This is a genomic window from Micromonospora sp. NPDC007208, assembly GCF_042869175.1.
Classification (GTDB): Bacteria; Actinomycetota; Actinomycetes; order Mycobacteriales; family Micromonosporaceae; genus Micromonospora; species Micromonospora foliorum.
In genome coordinates this window covers 182,489-198,255 of sequence record NZ_JBIAFG010000005.1, presented here as the reverse complement: position 1 = coordinate 198,255, position 15,767 = coordinate 182,489, and the positions used below count along the sequence as shown (strand labels likewise).

Here is a 15,767-nt window from a genome sequence, read left to right as displayed (position 1 = left end):
CGTCCGCGCGCGTCACTCGTCCTCGACGTAGCGGGGACGAGCGATCGCCATGCCCGCCGTCGTCTGCACGGCGAGGGCGCCCAGCAGGAACCCGATCGGCGCGGTCCAGCCGCCGGTGGCCTCGTAGAGGATGCCGACCATCAGCGGGCCGAGGGCGGCGATCACGTACCCGGTGCTCTGCGCGAACGCGGAGAGCGCGACCGTTCCCTCGGCGGTGCGGGCGCGTAGGCCGATGGCGGTCAGGATCATCGGGAACGCGCCCTGACCGATCGCCAGCAGGGCGACCCAGAGCAGAGCGGCGCCGTGCGGTGCGAGCGCCAGCCCCAGGTAGGCCAGCGCCGACGCGGTGGTCAGCCCGAGCACCAGCGGCCGCAGGCTGCCCAGCCGACCGGCCAGGGTGGGCATCAGCAGCGCGATCGGCACGCCGAGCGCGGTGACCCCGGCGAGCAGCAGCCCGGCCGACTCCGGGTGGTAACCGGCGTCGCGGAACAGCTGGGCCAGCCAACCCATGATCGCGTACCCGCTGAGCGACTGCGCCCCGAAGTAGACGGCCATCGCCCAGCCGAGCCGGGTCCGCGCCGGCCGGACCCGCGTCGGCGTGGCGACGGCCGCCGTCGGGGTCGCCCGCCGCGCCGCGGCGCGGGTCCGCAGCGCCAGCGGCACCCACGGGAGTACGGCCACCGCGGCCATCGCGGCCCAGACGCCGAGCCCTGCCCGCCACGACCCGAAGGCGTGCGCGATCGGCACCGCGGAGGCGGCGGCCACCGTCGTGCCCACGGTCAACGCCATCGTGTACGCCCCGGTGACCAGGCCGGTGCGGTGCGGGAAGTGCTGCTTGACGAGCATCGGCAGCAGGATGTTGGCCACCGCGATGCCGGACAGCGCCAGCGCGCTGGTGAGCACGAAGATCCAGGCCGAGTCGGTGGCGACCCGGAGCACCTGGCCGACGGCGAGGACGAACATGGCGACCACCAGCACCCGGGCCGGCGCCACCCGGCGGACCAGCCACGGGGTGAGCGCGCCGAGGCCGGCGAACGCGATGGTCGGCAGGGTGGTGACCAGGCCGGCGGTGACACCGGAGAGGCCCAGCCCGTCGCGGACCTCGTCGAGCAGTGCGCCGAGGCTCGTCACCACGGCACGCAGGTTGAGCGCGACCAGCAGCATCCCGACCAGCACCAGCGCGCCACCGGTCGCCGGGTGCGTCTTCCGGCCGGCACCGGGGTCCCGCGTCGGGCCAAGGTCGACGACGACGGGGGCGGGCAGCGCCGGAGCGGCGGTTGGTGGCGGGGTCATGACCTCTAACCTACAATCATGGGATGAATTTGGGACCGGTGATGTAACCAGTGCCACCGTCGGTTGATTTCCCCTCCGCCCCGCCGGTGCCGCCCCCCGGCCAGCCCGCCGTGCCGCCCCGCGGCCACCGGGTCCGGCAGACCACCGAGCAACTCCGCGCCCGGATCCTGGGCGGCGAGTGGCCCGTCGGCGGGCGCATCCCCACCGAGCCACAACTGGTCGCCGCGCTGGGCGTCGGGCGCAACACGGTCCGCGAGGCGGTCCGCGCCCTGGTGCACGCCGGGGTGCTGGAGTGCCGGCAGGGCTCCGGCACCTACGTGGTGTCCACCGACGAACTTGCACCGGTGGTCGCCCGCCGGCTCGGCGACGACCGGATGACCGAGGTCATCGAGGTACGCCGCGCCTTCGAGGTGGAGGCCGCCCGGCTAGCCGCGCTGAGGCGTACACCGGAGGACCTGGCGGCGCTCGACGGCGCGCTCGCCCAGCGCGAGGCCGCCTGGCACGGCGGCCGGGTCGACGCGTTCGTCGAGGCCGACGCGGCACTGCACACGGCGGTGGTCGCCGCCGCGCACAACGCCATGCTCGCCGAGCTGTACGCCTCGGTGGGCACCGCCCTGCGCAGCACCGTCGCCCAGGCGATGGGAGGCGCGCTCACTCCCGAGCGCTACGTCGACCACACCCGACTGGTCGAGGCGATCCGGGCCGGCGATCCCGGCCGGGCGGCGCTCGAAGCCGGCGCTTTTCTGGAACCCGCCGAACGGGCATAGGTTGTGCCGGACAGAAAAGCGGACACCTCGGGAGTACGAATGCTCAAGGGCTTCAAAGACTTCATCATGCGCGGCAACGTCGTCGACCTGGCGGTCGGTGTCGTCATCGGCGCCGCGTTCACGGGCGTGGTCACCCAGCTCACCAAGTCGTTCCTCGAACCACTGGTCCGGGTGATTATCGTGCTGATCACCGGGAACGAGAACGGTCTCAGTGGCTCGACCCCCACGTTCCGGGAGATCCCGTTCGACTGGGTGGCGTTCGTCAACGCGGCCATCACCTTCCTGCTGACCGCGATGGCGCTCTACTTCCTGGTCGTCTACCCGATGAACCGGCTGGCCGAGCGGCGCAAGCGGGGCGAGGAGCCGCCGCCCTCGGCGCCGAGCGAGGAGGTCAAGCTGCTCACCGAGATCCGGGACGCCCTGGTCTCCGCCGGTCACACCACCCCCGGCCAGCAGCGCGGGGCGCTGGACGACGTGCTGGGCCGCCGTCCCGAGCCGCCGACGCAGCGCTGACCGGAACGGATGCACATCGGCCCCTGTGGGATTCCCGCAGGGGCCGCACCTTCTCGTACGTGTGTTCGATAGAGTCCCGCCATGGAGCAGCGAAAGCACTGGTGGAACGGGAAGTGGGGGCGGCTGGCCCGACGGGACGTCTTCCTACGGGTGGACGCCGACCGGTGGCACGTCGAGCAGCGAGCCGGCGGCGCCGAGGGCATCTCCCGTTTCTACGAGTACGGCAGTGCGGACGAGGCCGAGGACACCGTCCGGGCGCTGCTCGACGGCCCGGACACCTGGCGGGAGCTGTCCCCCCGCCCGCCCGGCGGCTGGACCCTCCCGAACAGCTGAGTGGGCGGAACACCGTGCACGGCGCAACGGTGCCGTGTGGCGTGTGCTGAATGCCGCGTGCTGGGCGCCGCGTGCCGCTGGCGTCGCGGTCCGTTTGTCCGCCACCTCGCGCGGGCCGTGGAGGCGGTGTTGCTTTCGACGGTGATGACTCTGAGGCATAAATATGCCTCAGAGTCATAGCGCTCTTCAGGCCCATCGCCTCCCGGCCCATCGCCTGCGGACCTGCCGCCACCGGACCTGTCACCTCCGGACCCGCTGCCTCCGGGACCGTCGCCTCCAGCAAGCTGTCTCCGGGCCTGTCGCTGCCGCAGTTGCTGAACACCGGGCGGGTAAATGGCGGCGTTTAGCGTCGCGCCGCCCTGGGAACCGCAGCGGGATGGACCAGCAGGACGAGCAGCAGGCGACCATTTCGCGGATCACCACCGGGATGACGGTGATCGACTCAGCCGGCACCGAGGTCGGCACCGTGGACCTCGTCCAGCGGGGCGACCCGAACGCGGTGACCGTCCAGACACCTACTGCCGACCCGGGCAGCAGCCTGGACGAGCTGATCGAGGCGACCGCGGTCGAGGAGCCAGACGTCCCGGCCGATCTGGCGGCGCGGCTGCTGCACAGCGGCTACCTGAAGGTCTCGACCGACCTGACCCGTACCGGTGCGGTCTACGTACCGGCCGACCGGATCGGGTCGGTGGCCGACGGCCGGGTCCTCCTGGCCGTCGGTGTGGCAGACCTGCCGCCGGAGGAGTGACCCCACCGCCCCGATCGACTCGGGTTCACGGAGATCGGGGCGTCTGGAGCCTCCGGACACCGCGACTTCATGGAACCCGAGTGGATCTTCCCGGCGCGGCTGGGGCGGGCTGGCTGGGCGCGGCGGGAGCAGGCTCGCCCGGCACGGCGGGAGCGGGCTCGCCCGGCGGGGCGGGGGCGGGCTCGCCCGGCGGGGCGGGGGCGGGCTCGCCCGGCGGGGCGGGGGCGGGCTCGCCCGGCGGGGCGGGGGCGGGTTGGCGGCTACGGAAGAGCAGCAGCATCAGGCAGCCCGCGACCAGGCCCCAGAACGCGCCGCCAACGCCGATCAGCGTCACCCCGGACGCGGTGACCACGAAGGTGACCACGGCGGCCTCGCGGGTCGTCGGGTCGGTCACCGCCGAGGCGAGCGCGGTGGCGAGGGCGCCCAGTAGCGCCAGCCCGGCGACCGCCTCGATGAGGATCGGTGGGGCGACCGCTACCAGTGTGGTGGCCATGCCGGCGCCCAGGCCGAGCACGGCCAGCCCGGCGCCCGCGGTGACCGAGGCGATCCACCGGCGCTCCGGGTCCGAATGCGCGTCGGGGCCGGCGGCCAGGGCGGCGGTGATCGCCGCGAGGTTCACCGCGTGCCCGCCGGCTGGGGCGGCGAGCAGACTGGCCAGGCCGGTGGTCCGCAGTGCGGCGCCGAACGGCGGACGGTAGCCGTAGCCGACCAGCACCGCCATGCCGGGTACGTTCTGCGCGGCCATGGTGACCAGGAACAGCGGCAGGGCCACCCCGACCAGGGCGGACGCGTTCCAGGCCGGCGCGGTCAGCGTGACCGACGGGATCAGCGCGGCGCCGGTCAGGCCGGCCGGCGGTGCGGTCAGTGCGATCGCCGCCACCGCCACCACCAGCGCACCGGGTACCGCCCAGCGGCGGGCGAACCGGTGCAGCAGCAGCCAGCCGACCACCACCGGGCCGGCGACCACCGGCAGCTCGACCAGTGCGCGGACCGGGGCGGTGCACAGCGGCAGCAGCACCCCGGCGAGCATCGCGCCGGCCACCGGCTTGGGGATGGCGGCCACCGCCCGGCCGAGTGGCGGGAACAGCCCGGCCGCGACGATCAGCGCCCCGGAGACGAGGAAGGCGCCCACCGCCACCGGCCATCCGCCCGGCGGCGGCCCGGTCGCGACCAGCAGCGCCGCGCCCGGTGTGGACCAGGCCGCGCTCATCGGTATCCGGTACCGCAAGCCCAGCCAGGCGGCGACGAGCCCGCTCGCCACGCAGAGAGCGAGCAGGCCGGAGGCGGCCTGCGCGTCCGACGCGCCCGCCGCCCGGAGCCCGGCCAGCACGACGGTGAACGAACTGGCGAAGCCGACCAGCGCGGTCACCACCCCCGCCAGCACCGGTTGCACGCGTCCTGCCACCCCACCCTCCCGACTGTTCCGTTTACGGAACGGAAGCGTGTAGCACGATAGCCGGGTGCCGCACCCACCACCAGCCCCGCGCCCGGGCCTCGACGTGGATCCCGCCGTCGTCGGGCGCCGGGTCCGTGCCCTACGCGAGGAGCGGGGAATCTCGCTGTCCACACTGGCCCGGCTCGCCGGCGTCGGAAAGGCCACCCTCTCCGGCCTGGAGCACGGCACCCGCAACCCGACCCTGGAGACGCTCTGGGCCGTCACCGCGCAGCTCGGCGTACCGTTCACCGCCCTGCTGGCCGAACCAACGGCCGAGCCCACCGTGCACGGCACCGCGGTCACCGCCACCCTGCTGGAGGTGTTCACCGACACCGACGCGACCTACGAGCTGTACCGGATGCGGGTCGCACCCGGCGTCGTACAGCTCTCCCCCGCCCACGCGCCGGGAGTCACCGAACACATCACCGTCTTCGCCGGGGTGCTGCGCGCCGGGCCGGCCGACGCACCGCTGACCGCCCCGGCCGGCGGTCACCTCCGCTGGGTGTCGGACGTGCCACACAGCTACGCGGCGGTGGGTGACGAGGAGGTCGCCGCCAGCCTGCTACTGCGCTATCCGCGCCGCTGAGGCCCGGCCGATCGGTCACGGACCGTCGAACCCGTCGACGAAAATCGCAATCATTTCTCGACCTAGGTAGGAGGCGTAGAGACGAATGCGGGTTGTTCTTGGCAAGCTTGTCCCCATGACGCTGATCCTCCGCTCGGTCATCCTCAACGACATCGGCTTGGTGCGCACCAACAACGAGGACTCCGCCCTCGCCGGTGACCGCCTGATCGCCGTCGCCGACGGCATGGGTGGGCTGCCTGCGGGCGAGGTGGCGAGCGAGATCGTGATCCGGATCCTGGACGAGCTGGCTCCGCCCACCGACCCCGACGGTGCCGCCGACGCACTGCGTGCCGTAGTCAGCACCGCCAACCAGCGCATCCACGCCGCGATCACCGTCGACCCGAGCCGGGACGGCATGGGGACGACGCTCACCGCGGCGCTGCTGGCCGGGGAGACGCTGGTGCTGGCCCAGGTGGGCGACTCCCGCTGCTACCTGCTGCGCGACGGGGAGCTGACCCAGCTCACCCGGGACGACACGTTCGTGCAGTCGCTTGTCGACCAGGGCACCCTCTCTCCCGAGCAGGCCCGCCACCACCCGCAGCGGTCCCTGGTGACCCGGGCCGTGCAGGGCGCCGACACCCCACCCGCGATCGGTGTGCTCACCGTCGTTCCCGGCGACCGGCTGCTGCTGTGCAGCGACGGGCTCTCCGACTACGTCGAGGACGAGGCCATCGCGACGGCCCTGGGCATGTACGCCGACCGCCAGCAGTGCGGTGAGCAGTTGGTGAAGCTGGCCCACCACGCCGGCGCCCCGGACAACGTCACCGTCGTGGTCTCCGACGTCGTCGCCCGCTGACCCGTACGGCGCACTCGGCAGCTCACCCGAACCGCCCGGTTCGGGTGCTGCCGCCACAGTAGGTGGTTGTGCCATCTAGCTTGCGCCGCTACTGTCCGACGCGTGGATTCCGACCGGCGCGGGCAGTGGCTGCGGGGGGTGCTCGACATCTGCGTCCTGGCCCTGCTGTCCGAAGGCGAGTCCTACGGCTACCAACTGGCCCAGGCACTCGACGCGGCGGGCGTCGGGCCGATCCAGGGCGGCACGCTCTACCCCGTGCTGCTGCGCCTGCAGAAGACCGGCCTGGTGACCGCGCAGTGGCGGGAGGGCAGCGCCGGGCCGGCCCGCAAGTACTACCGGCTCACCGACGACGGGTACGCGGCGCTGCGCGCCGGCGGCAGCGCCTGGCTCACCTTCGTCCGGCCGGTGAACGACATCGTCACGAAGGGGGTCACCCGGTGAACGCCGACGATTGGCTGCGTACGCTCACGGCCGAGTTGCACCAGCGCCGGGTCGCGGCGGACGCCGCACGGCACGTGGTCGCCGAAGCCGCCACGCACCTGCGCGAGGGAGGCGGCGACCCCTGGGTCGTCTTCGGTCCACCCCAGCAGTACGCGGGCGCGGTCGTGGAGAGCATCGGCACCGCGCCCGGACCGCGCCCCGGGCCGGTCCGGCTGCACGCGGCGGGCATCACCAAGAGGTACGGACGGCGAACCGTGCTGCGCGACGCCACGCTTACGGTCCGGGCCGGACAGATCGCCGCCGTCGTGGGCGCGAACGGCTGCGGCAAGAGCACCTTCCTCCGGATCTGCGCCGGGCTGATGTCACCGGACACCGGTGAGGTGACCGTCTCCGGGCGGCTCGGCTACTGCCCGCAGGCCGGCGGCACCGCCGACTTCCTGCTCGCCGACGAGCACTTCGTGCTGGTCGGCGCCGGTCAGGGCGTGGCCCGGGGGCCGGCCCGCCGTGCCGGTCGGGCGGCGGCCCGTCAGCTCGGTTGGGAGGCGGGCGGGGACGTGCAGGCCCGCCACCTGTCCGGCGGCACCCGACAGAAGCTCAACCTGACCATGTCCACCCTCAGCACCCCCGACGTGCTGCTGCTCGACGAGCCGTACCAGGGCTTCGACCAGGGCACCTACGTCAACTTCTGGGACCAGCTCAGCAGGTTGCGCGACGCCGGCACGGCCATCGTCGTGGTGACCCACCTGCTCAACCAACTCGACCGGGTGGACATCGTGCTCGACCTCACCCCGGCACGAGAGACCGGGTGGCACGCGCCCGGCATCCAGGGAGGTCACCCGTGAACCGGCTCGTCACCGTCGCCGAGATGACCCTGCGGGAGCTGCTGCGGCGTCGGGGCGTACTCCTGCTGTTGTTGTTGATGCCGTTGACCTTCTACCTGATCCGGCGGGACGCCTACCTCGGGCAGTCGGTTCGGTCGCTGCTGCTCGGCGTGGGCTGGGCGGTGAGCACCGCCGCGCTCTTCGCCACGACCGCGGCACGCGAGTTGGAGCCGAGGCTGCGGCTGGCCGGTTACCGCCCACACCACCTCTACCTCGGTCGGATGCTCGGCCTGTGGACGGTGGGGCTGGTCATCTCCGTACCCTTCTTCCTGCTGCCGATGATCGACGGCGCGGACCTGCGGTACGGCGGCCTGGCGGCGGCGCTGCTCTGTTCCGTCGCGGTGGCGGCGCCGTTCGGGATGCTGATCGGTGCGCTGCTGCCCCGCGAGTTGGAGGGCACGCTGCTGCTGCTCACCGTGGTGACGGTGCAGATGCTGATCGACCCGGCCGGGTCCGGGGCGAGGCTGACGCCGTTCTGGTCGAGCCGGGAGATCGCCACTTGGACGGTCGACAACACCGACCAGGGCTACCTCTCCCGTGGCCTGCTGCACGGCCTCGTCGTCACCGCCCTGCTGGCCCTGGGCGTGGCCGCGGTGGCCAGCGTCCGCCTGCGCCGCCGCCGGCACCTGCGGCACCTGCCGGTCGGCTGACCGCCGCGGGCACCGCGGATCGGGCCAATCCGGTTGCTGCGACCCCGGCAACGCGTTGAGATGGGCGAATGACCATCCGCCGGGTGACCGACGACGACCGTCTCACCACCAGCTTCCCGCTGGCCGCGTACGCCTTCGAGTCCTCGCCGCTCAGCGCTGCCCGGACCGCCGACTTCCGCGACTACCTGCCCTACAACCAGGGCAACCGGACGCTGATCGCCGAGGAGGACGGCACCACGTTGGCCGCGGTCTCGGCCATTCCGATGCGACAGAACCTGCGCGGAGTGGTGCTGCCGATGGCCGGTGTCGCCGGGGTGGCAACACATCCGCTGGCCCGCCGGCAGGGGCACGTCCGGACGTTGCTGCACCAACTCCTCGACGAGATGCGCGACGAGGGGCACCTCATCAGCGCGCTCTATCCGTTCCGGCCCAGCTTCTACGCCCGGTTCGGCTACGCCGGGCTGCCCAAGCCACGCCGGGTCACCTTCACTCCGGCCAACCTGGGCTCGCTGCTGCGGGTGGACCTGCCCGGCGAGGTGAGCTGGGAACGCATCGCCGCCGGCTATCCGGTGTGGCGCGCGTTCACCGAGCGCAACCTCCAGGAACGACACGGTTTCGCGATCTTCCCCGAGTACCGGGCGATCGGCATGCGCGACCGTGACGAGTACTGGCTGCTCACCGCCCGGGTGGACGGCGAGGTCACCGGCGCGGTGACGTACCGGATCGACGAATACGGCGGCACGTTGCACGGCAACGAACTGCTGGTCACCGACCCGCTCGCGCGGGCGCTGCTGTTGCAGTTCTTCGCCCGGCACGTCGACCAGATCGAGCGGGTCACCGTCCAGGTTCCGCCCGACGAGTTGCCCGAGCTGTGGCTGACCGACCTGGACGTGCACGTCGAGGCCCGCACGGCCGTGCCGGGTTCGTCCGCGCCGATGGCCCGGCTGCTGTCGCTGGACGCGTTGAGCGGGCTGCCCGCCGGCCCGGGCCGGGTGCGGATCGAGCTGACCGGGGACCGCTGGCTGGCCGGCACCCACCTGCTCGACGGCACGACCGGCGCGCTGGAACTGGTCGACGACGCCACCGGCCGCGCGCCGGCCGCCACGCTCACCGCCGCCGGGCTCTCCGCCCTCGCGTACGGGGTGCTGGACCCGGCCGAGCTGCCGCTACGCGGTCTGGGTGAGGTGCCGGTGGACGCCGCCACGGAGCTGCGCGGCCTCTTCCCCCGCCGGGCGCCGTATCTCTTCGCCGACTTCTGAGCCCTCCTCACAATCGGGTTTGTCGCCTCGGCGACCGTGGGTACGCTCCCGCAAATGCCGGAGTGGTTACAGGCGGGTGGGTGGGGGCTGCTGGCCGGGTCGGCCCTGCTGGTCGGGGCGGCGGTCGGCTGGTTCGCCCGGGTGCCGCAGCGGTTCATCGCCTCGATCATGGCGTTCGGCGCGGGGGTGCTGCTCTCCGCCGTGTCGTTCGAGTTGATCGCCGAGGCGCACGCGCAGGGCGGGCTGCTGCCCACCGCTCTCGGCGCTGCCGCCGGTGCGCTGGTCTACACCCTGGCCAACCTGGCTCTCGCCCGGCACGGCGCTCGGCACCGGAAGCGGTCCGGCGACCAGCAACCCTCGGAGAGCGAGCAGCCTGGCTCCGGGTCGGCGCTCGCCGTCGGCGCGCTGCTCGACGGCGTACCCGAATCGGTGGTGATCGGCGCCAGCCTGCTCGGCGGCGGCGCGGTCAGCCTGGTCACGGTGGCGGCGGTGTTCCTCAGCAACGTTCCGGAGGGGCTGTCCAGCGCGGCCGGCATGCGCCAGGCCGGCCGCACCCGACGGTACGTGTTCCTGCTCTGGACCGGGATCGCGCTGATCAGTGGCGTCGCCGCACTGGTCGGCAACACGCTGCTGGGTGGCGCGCCACCGGAGGTGCTGGCCGCCATCACCGCGCTCGCCGCCGGAGCGATCCTCGCCATGATCACCGACACCATGGTCCCGGAGGCGTTCGAGAACGCGCACCTCCTGGTCGGTCTGATCACGGTCGCCGGCTTCCTGACCGCCTTCGCCCTCTCCCACACCTGACGCACCTGACCGGTGCGGCGGGCGCCCGGCGCGGCCCGCGCCCGGCGCGGCAGGCAGGCGGCGCGGCAGGCAAGCGGCGCGGCAGGCAAGCGGCGCGGCAGGCAAGCGGCGCGGCAGGCAAGCGGCGCGGCAGGCAAGCGGCGCGGCGGACAGGCGGCGCGGCGGACAGGCGGCGCGGCTTAGCGGTGCGTTAAACCGGCCCGGCGGATTCGTCGCGACGCCGTCGCGGCTCCTAGCATCACGGGGTGCGCATGACGTCGCTTGCCGCTCTCCTCGTCCTCGGTGTCGCCACCGCGACCCTGCCCGCCTGCGCGCCCAACGACCCGGCCCCCGCCTTCGAGGCCGGCTCGTCCGCCTCGCCGACGGTTCTGCCGACCGGCGGTCCGGGCGACGCGCCGGGAGCCCGCGACGGCCTCGGCGGCCCGGGCGCCAGCACCAGCCCGAAGCCCGCCAACAAGGTGCTCGCCGCCGGCAACCCGAACGGCAGGGCCACCGTGCCGGCCGAGGCGCGGGCGGTGGACACCGCCAAGCCGACCCGGACCATCGGCACCGGCACCCCGGCGAGCTGCACCTCCGCGGCGGTCGTGAAGGCCGTCGCGGCCGGCGGCGTCATCACGTTCAACTGTGGACCGGCCCCGGTGACCATCAAGATGGCCGCCACGGCGAAGGTCCGCAACGCCAACGGGCCGAAGATCGTGCTGGACGGCGGCGGCAAGGTCACGCTGAGCGGCCAGGGGCAGCGCCGCATCCTCTACATGAACACCTGCGACGAGGCCCAGGGCTTCACCACCTCGCACTGCCAGAACCAGGACCACCCGCAGCTCACCGTGCAGAACCTCACCTTCGCCGACGGCAACTCCACAGGCGAGAAGGCCGAGGGCGGCGGCGGTGGGGCGATCTTCGTACGCGGCGGGCGGCTGAAGGTGGTCAACTCGCGCTTCGTCCGCAACCGCTGCGACCGGACCGGACCCGACCTGGGTGGCGCAGCCATCCGGGTACTGAGCCAGTACGAGAACAAGCCGGTGTACGTCGTGAGCAGCACCTTCGACGGCGGTTCCTGCTCCAACGGAGGGGCGCTGAGCAGCATCGGTGTGTCGTGGGTGGTGTTGAACAGCCTGCTCCGGAACAACGAGGCGATCGGCAGCGGCGCCAACCCAGCCAAGTCCGGCATGCCGGGTGGCGGCAGCGGCGGCGCGATCTACTGCGACGGCAACGAGTTCACCGTACGGATCGCCGGCACGGTCATCGAGAACAACAAGGCGAACGAGGGCGGCGGCGCCGTCTTCTTCGTGAGCAACAACCGCACCGGCACGATGAGGATCGAAAACTCGACCCTGCGCCGCAACCCGAGCGCCAAGTTCGAGACCCGCGGCTTCCCCGGCATCTTCTTCCTAGGCGCCCGCAACCCCACGGTGACGGGCTCCAAGCTCTCCTAGCCCACCCGCGCCCGGCGCCCGCGCTGGTGCGCCCGCGCCCCCTCCCCCGGCCCGCGTCGGTGATCAAGAGGTTTCGGTCACCGGGGCAGCGTTTTCTGACCGAAAGCTCTTGATCAACGAGCTGGGATGGGGTCAGTAGGGGTTTCCCTCGCCTGGGGGGCGGGCGTGGAGGAGGGCGGCGGGGCGGCCGGGTAGGTCCCGTGCGCCGGACATCGGTGGGCTTGCCGTGTGGTCGCCGTCGGCCATCCCGGCGAAGAGTTCCTTGAGCGCCGTCAGCGCACTGATCTTGGGATGCCAGCCCAGCTCGGTCTCCGCGCGCTCGCTGGACAGCAGCGGGGCGTTCAGACCCAGCTCCACCCAGCCCGCGTCGACCGGTTGCAGCCGCGCCCGCCAGGTCAGCGCCGCCGCCGCCCGCAGCACCGGCGCGGCGACCGGCACCGTCCAACCGTGGAAGTGCCGGGCCACCAGCTCCGGAGTGAGCACCGGGTCCGGGGCGACATTGAAGGCGCCGCGCGCATCACCCAGCACGGCCCGGGCGTACGCGTCGGCCACGTCATCGGCGTGCACCGCCTGCATCCGCAACCGGCGATTCGTCGGTACCAGCGGGATACGGCCGAAGCGCAGCAGACGCACCGGCGCCAGCGGGCCGAGGAAGTACCGGGTGATCTCCGCACCGGCGGCCCGCTGGAAGATCAACCCGGGACGCATCCGTACCACCCGCAGCGTCGGATGATCCCGTTCGACCCCGTCCAGCAGCGCCTCCACCTCCGCCTTGTGCTCGCTGTACGACGAGCCGGGCACACCGGTGGCCGGCCACCGCTCGCTGATCGGGTGGTCCTTCGGGCCTGGCGCGTAGGTGCCCACCGACGAGGCGTACACCAGGGCCGGCACACCGGCCTGGACCACCGCGTTGATCACCGCCCGGCTGCCCTCGACGTTGGTCCGGCGCAGCACCCGCTGGTCGTGGCTGGGCTGGATCTGCCAGGCCAGGTGCACCACCGCGTCGGCGCCCGCGAACACCTCGGCGAGTTGCCCGGCCGCGCCCGGCGCGCCGATGTCGCAGGAGTGCCACTCCACCTGGTCGTACGGCTCGCCTGCATCCGGGCCGGGCAACCGCCGAACGACCCCGGCCAGCTCCACGCCCCGTTCCCGGCGCAGCCGCCGCAGCAGCGCCGTACCGACGTTGCCGCTCGCCCCCACCACCACGATCCGCATGCCCGACCCCGTACCCGCCCAGCAGCAGCTCAACCACCCACCAACGCGGCGGGGGCCCTGCGGCGGGCGCGGCTTGATCCACTCGACTTCCTGGAAGTCGCGGTATCCGAGCGCACAGGACAGCCCGACTTCCGGGATCCCGAGTCGATCAAGGGCGAGGGGACTCCCGTACCCAGCCGTGCTTCTCCTTGCCCCGCCGGCCGGTGGTGGCGGCCAGGCAGCGGGGGCAGATCCAGCCCACCGCGTCCGCCTCGGTGAGCACATCGGTACCCGAGTAGTCGAAAGGCACGTGCGGGAAGCGACGCAGTCGGGTCCGGCTCAGCGCCAGGCCGCAGACCGTCTGGTTCTGGCCGGGCAGCCAGGCGTGCACCTCTCCGCCCGGCTGGCGTACGCCGTCGCGCCCGACCTCCTCCCCGGAGGCCGCCACGGCCGGCGAGCGACTTGCTCTCATGCCGGTCCTGGTTCCCCACCGGCCCGCACCCATGCACCGCCGTGGGAGGTCGCTCGATTCACTCCAGATCACCGACGGAGCGCCTCGGAACCCGGCCGGGTCGCCGAGGTGATGATCAGGTACGCGGACACCGGCCAGCCTCAGCCATCGACGGTGGGCCGGAAGCCGAGAGTCGTCGACGCTCACCGTCGGGTAACCTGAGCGCGCGGGCCGCTAGCTCAATGGCAGAGCTGTGGACTTTTAATCCATAGGTTCAGGGTTCGAGTCCCTGGCGGCCCACTTTCCACAGGTCAGCAAGCCTTCATTTGGCCACTGTTGCCGTGACCGGACCGGTGCAGCAGCGCAGCAGTAGCCGCAGAGCCGTGTTGGTTGCCTGGGGGTCAAGGAGTCGTCGCAGTTGCGGCCGACGACCTGAACCCGAGCGGGTTAGAACGAGAAGTGCTTGACCACCGCCCAACCCCGCTCCGCGGAGCTGGCGTACAAGGCTCGTAGGTCCTCGTGGTACTGAGCCAGGCGCTCCCGCAGCTCCTCGTCGGAATCTGACGAAGGCAGTTGTTGCCACTCCTGCCACCGGTCCGGGAACGAAACTCGTCCCAGGTACGCCGCGGTCCGCGTTACTTCCGGCGGGTCGAGCGCCACGTGGCCCGGCCCGCCGCCGGGGTCCGGTATGTGCCGGCCGCCGAAGACGGGAAGTTCCCGGTCGCCGCCCAACTGCGACTGGAGCAGGTAAAGCTCATTCAGCTGGAAGAATCCGCTCTCCAGCCATGCTGCGGTACCTGTGCGGACCCGCCGGCGCAGCTCGTCGAACTCGACATCGAATAGGGCGTCAAAACCTGCTGAGGTCACGGGCAGGTCGTAGGGTTCGAGCCCTTGAAAGTAGAGCCACATACTCACTCTCGGCAAACTACCTGGCGCCACCGACGCGAGCCCCGAGGCCAACAGACGCCGCAGGCAGGAGTGCGTCGATGAAGACCAGGTCCAAGCCGCCGACAGGCCAACGCCAGGTATGAGGGCAGCGCGCGGAGGCAGCGAGAGCAACAGCAACGACCGGCATAGACGACACAGGTCGGCGATGAAGCCGGGCGCCACCTTTGTAACGTCAGGTTGATCGGCGACGCCGGATGAATGGAGATCTTGATCTCCAGTCCGGCCTTCGCCGTCCTGGGAGGGCCGTCACCTGCGACGTGAGGAACCTATGCGCCCTCGTTCCCTTTCCCGCTCGATCCGACGTACCTTCTCCACCTCGCTGGCCACCCTCGCCCTTGTCGGGGGCGCGGCGGCACTCGCTCCGGCCGACGCGGTGGCGGCCGGGCGCCTCCAGCCCGATCTGCTCGTCGATCTGATGATGACCAACGTGCTGAACCCGGCGGAGGGCGAGACCTTCAACGCCCAGATCGACATCCGGAACTACGGCACCGGAGCGTCGGACCCGATCAGCGTCACGGTCGCGGTGCCCGCCGGGCTCAGGACCACGACCCCGTCGGTCGGTGACCCTGGCTGGACCTGCACGGCAGTGAGTACGACGAGCTACACGTGCTCGCATCCGCAACTGGCGGCTGGCGGTCGGGCGAGCCGGCTGTTCGTGCCGTTCGTCGTGGCCGGCGCGGCGCCGGGCAGCAGGGTGCCCATCACCACCAGCATCACCGCGCAACGTCGCGAGGCGAACACCGACAACAACACCGGCTCCGTCACGGTGGCGATCTCGGGCACGTGCGTCATCCGCGGCAGCGTGTGGCACGACCTTGACCGGGATGGGCAGCGCGAGGCGGATGAGCCGGCCATCGCCGGAGGCCCGGACGGCGTGTTGGACGTGAGTCTGTGGAATCGGCAGGGACAGGCCATTGGCGGTGGCTCGACCACCGTCAACCCGGACGGAACCTGGTCGATCACCGCCCGCACCGAGCTGCTGTACGAGGTCCGGCTGGAGGCAGCCGCCACGTACGGCCGGACTGTCGCAGACGTGGGTGACGACGCCACGGACTCGGACATCGTGACCTCGTACCAGTTCGAGCCGACTCTGCTCGTCGCCAGCGCCGAATTATAGGCCGTGCATGGCGGAGAGTACGTGGTCGACGCCGGCCTGGTCACCCAGAGCTGAGCCTCTCACCGCCGCCCGCCCG

The 15,767-nt window shown here is 72.2% G+C and carries 18 protein-coding genes and 1 tRNA gene; 14 read left to right on the top strand and 5 right to left on the bottom strand.

The genetic code is table 11. From position 1 onward, the window contains the following. Positions 1-12 precede the first annotated feature (12 nt). Positions 13-1,164: an MFS transporter gene (locus tag ACFYL6_RS12750; RefSeq protein WP_387171167.1), complete on the bottom strand. Its 1,152-nt coding sequence runs from the start codon at positions 1,162-1,164 to the stop codon at positions 13-15. Positions 1,165-1,343: 179 nt separating this feature from the next. On the opposite strand from ACFYL6_RS12750, the gene ACFYL6_RS12745 reads away from it, so the two are divergent. From ACFYL6_RS12745 to ACFYL6_RS12730, 4 genes are all read left to right on the top strand, one after another. Beyond that, complete coding sequence (locus tag ACFYL6_RS12745) at positions 1,344-2,060, top strand: FadR/GntR family transcriptional regulator (RefSeq protein ID WP_387170690.1); 717 nt, start codon at positions 1,344-1,346, stop codon at positions 2,058-2,060. Positions 2,061-2,099: 39 nt separating this feature from the next. Then, complete coding sequence (gene mscL / locus ACFYL6_RS12740; protein WP_387170688.1) at positions 2,100-2,573, top strand: large conductance mechanosensitive channel protein MscL; 474 nt, start codon at positions 2,100-2,102, stop codon at positions 2,571-2,573. 81 nt (positions 2,574-2,654) lie between these two features. Beyond that, positions 2,655-2,906, top strand: a complete 252-nt coding sequence (locus tag ACFYL6_RS12735) for a hypothetical protein (protein ID WP_030486188.1) — start codon at positions 2,655-2,657, stop codon at positions 2,904-2,906. Between the two features lie 376 nt (positions 2,907-3,282). Further along, positions 3,283-3,654: a hypothetical protein gene (locus tag ACFYL6_RS12730; protein ID WP_387170686.1), complete on the top strand. Its 372-nt coding sequence runs from the start codon at positions 3,283-3,285 to the stop codon at positions 3,652-3,654. Positions 3,655-3,721: 67 nt separating this feature from the next. Here ACFYL6_RS12730 and ACFYL6_RS12725 read toward each other — a convergent pair whose 3' ends face one another. Then, entirely contained in the window at positions 3,722-5,059 is a 1,338-nt protein-coding gene (locus ACFYL6_RS12725) for a benzoate/H(+) symporter BenE family transporter (RefSeq protein ID WP_387170684.1), read from the bottom strand. A 55-nt stretch (positions 5,060-5,114) separates the two neighbouring features. On the opposite strand from ACFYL6_RS12725, the gene ACFYL6_RS12720 reads away from it, so the two are divergent. The 8 genes from ACFYL6_RS12720 (at position 5,115) to ACFYL6_RS12685 (ending at position 11,981) form a co-directional block, all read left to right on the top strand. After that, entirely contained in the window at positions 5,115-5,675 is a 561-nt protein-coding gene (locus tag ACFYL6_RS12720; RefSeq protein ID WP_387170682.1) for a helix-turn-helix domain-containing protein, read from the top strand. A gap of 115 nt (positions 5,676-5,790) precedes the next feature. Then, entirely contained in the window at positions 5,791-6,510 is a 720-nt protein-coding gene (locus tag ACFYL6_RS12715; RefSeq protein WP_238661850.1) for a PP2C family serine/threonine-protein phosphatase, read from the top strand. Between the two features lie 102 nt (positions 6,511-6,612). Next, the gene (locus tag ACFYL6_RS12710) at positions 6,613-6,951 is read left to right on the top strand and encodes a PadR family transcriptional regulator (RefSeq protein WP_387170680.1); all 339 of its coding nucleotides are present in this window, start codon (positions 6,613-6,615) and stop codon (positions 6,949-6,951) included. Next, complete coding sequence (locus ACFYL6_RS12705; RefSeq protein WP_387170678.1) at positions 6,948-7,793, top strand: ATP-binding cassette domain-containing protein; 846 nt, start codon at positions 6,948-6,950, stop codon at positions 7,791-7,793. Before ACFYL6_RS12710 ends, ACFYL6_RS12705 begins: the two co-directional genes overlap by 4 nt. Beyond that, positions 7,790-8,482 (top strand): hypothetical protein, encoded by a 693-nt coding sequence (locus ACFYL6_RS12700; RefSeq protein WP_112637984.1) that lies wholly within the window; start codon positions 7,790-7,792, stop codon positions 8,480-8,482. Before ACFYL6_RS12705 ends, ACFYL6_RS12700 begins: the two co-directional genes overlap by 4 nt. A gap of 68 nt (positions 8,483-8,550) precedes the next feature. Continuing rightward, the gene (eis, locus tag ACFYL6_RS12695) at positions 8,551-9,741 is read left to right on the top strand and encodes an enhanced intracellular survival protein Eis (protein WP_387170676.1); all 1,191 of its coding nucleotides are present in this window, start codon (positions 8,551-8,553) and stop codon (positions 9,739-9,741) included. Positions 9,742-9,795: 54 nt separating this feature from the next. Continuing rightward, positions 9,796-10,545: a ZIP family metal transporter gene (locus ACFYL6_RS12690; protein WP_387170674.1), complete on the top strand. Its 750-nt coding sequence runs from the start codon at positions 9,796-9,798 to the stop codon at positions 10,543-10,545. A 251-nt stretch (positions 10,546-10,796) separates the two neighbouring features. Then, on the top strand, positions 10,797-11,981 hold the full coding sequence (locus ACFYL6_RS12685; RefSeq protein ID WP_387171165.1) for a hypothetical protein: 1,185 nt from the start codon (positions 10,797-10,799) through the stop codon (positions 11,979-11,981). A 132-nt stretch (positions 11,982-12,113) separates the two neighbouring features. On the opposite strand, the gene ACFYL6_RS12680 is transcribed toward ACFYL6_RS12685, so the two are convergent. Continuing rightward, entirely contained in the window at positions 12,114-13,196 is a 1,083-nt protein-coding gene (locus tag ACFYL6_RS12680) for an NAD-dependent epimerase/dehydratase family protein (protein WP_387170672.1), read from the bottom strand. Positions 13,197-13,344: 148 nt separating this feature from the next. Next, entirely contained in the window at positions 13,345-13,647 is a 303-nt protein-coding gene (locus ACFYL6_RS12675; protein ID WP_387170670.1) for a hypothetical protein, read from the bottom strand. A gap of 207 nt (positions 13,648-13,854) precedes the next feature. Between ACFYL6_RS12675 and ACFYL6_RS12670 the strand changes: the two genes are divergently transcribed. Then, positions 13,855-13,926 (top strand) — tRNA-Lys (locus tag ACFYL6_RS12670). 147 nt (positions 13,927-14,073) lie between these two features. Here ACFYL6_RS12670 and ACFYL6_RS12665 read toward each other — a convergent pair. After that, on the bottom strand, positions 14,074-14,493 hold the full coding sequence (locus tag ACFYL6_RS12665; protein WP_387170668.1) for a hypothetical protein: 420 nt from the start codon (positions 14,491-14,493) through the stop codon (positions 14,074-14,076). A gap of 349 nt (positions 14,494-14,842) precedes the next feature. Between ACFYL6_RS12665 and ACFYL6_RS12660 the strand changes: the two genes are divergently transcribed. Next, positions 14,843-15,691, top strand: coding sequence for an SdrD B-like domain-containing protein (locus ACFYL6_RS12660; RefSeq protein ID WP_387170666.1), 849 nt, complete (start codon positions 14,843-14,845; stop codon positions 15,689-15,691). Positions 15,692-15,767 lie beyond the last annotated feature (76 nt).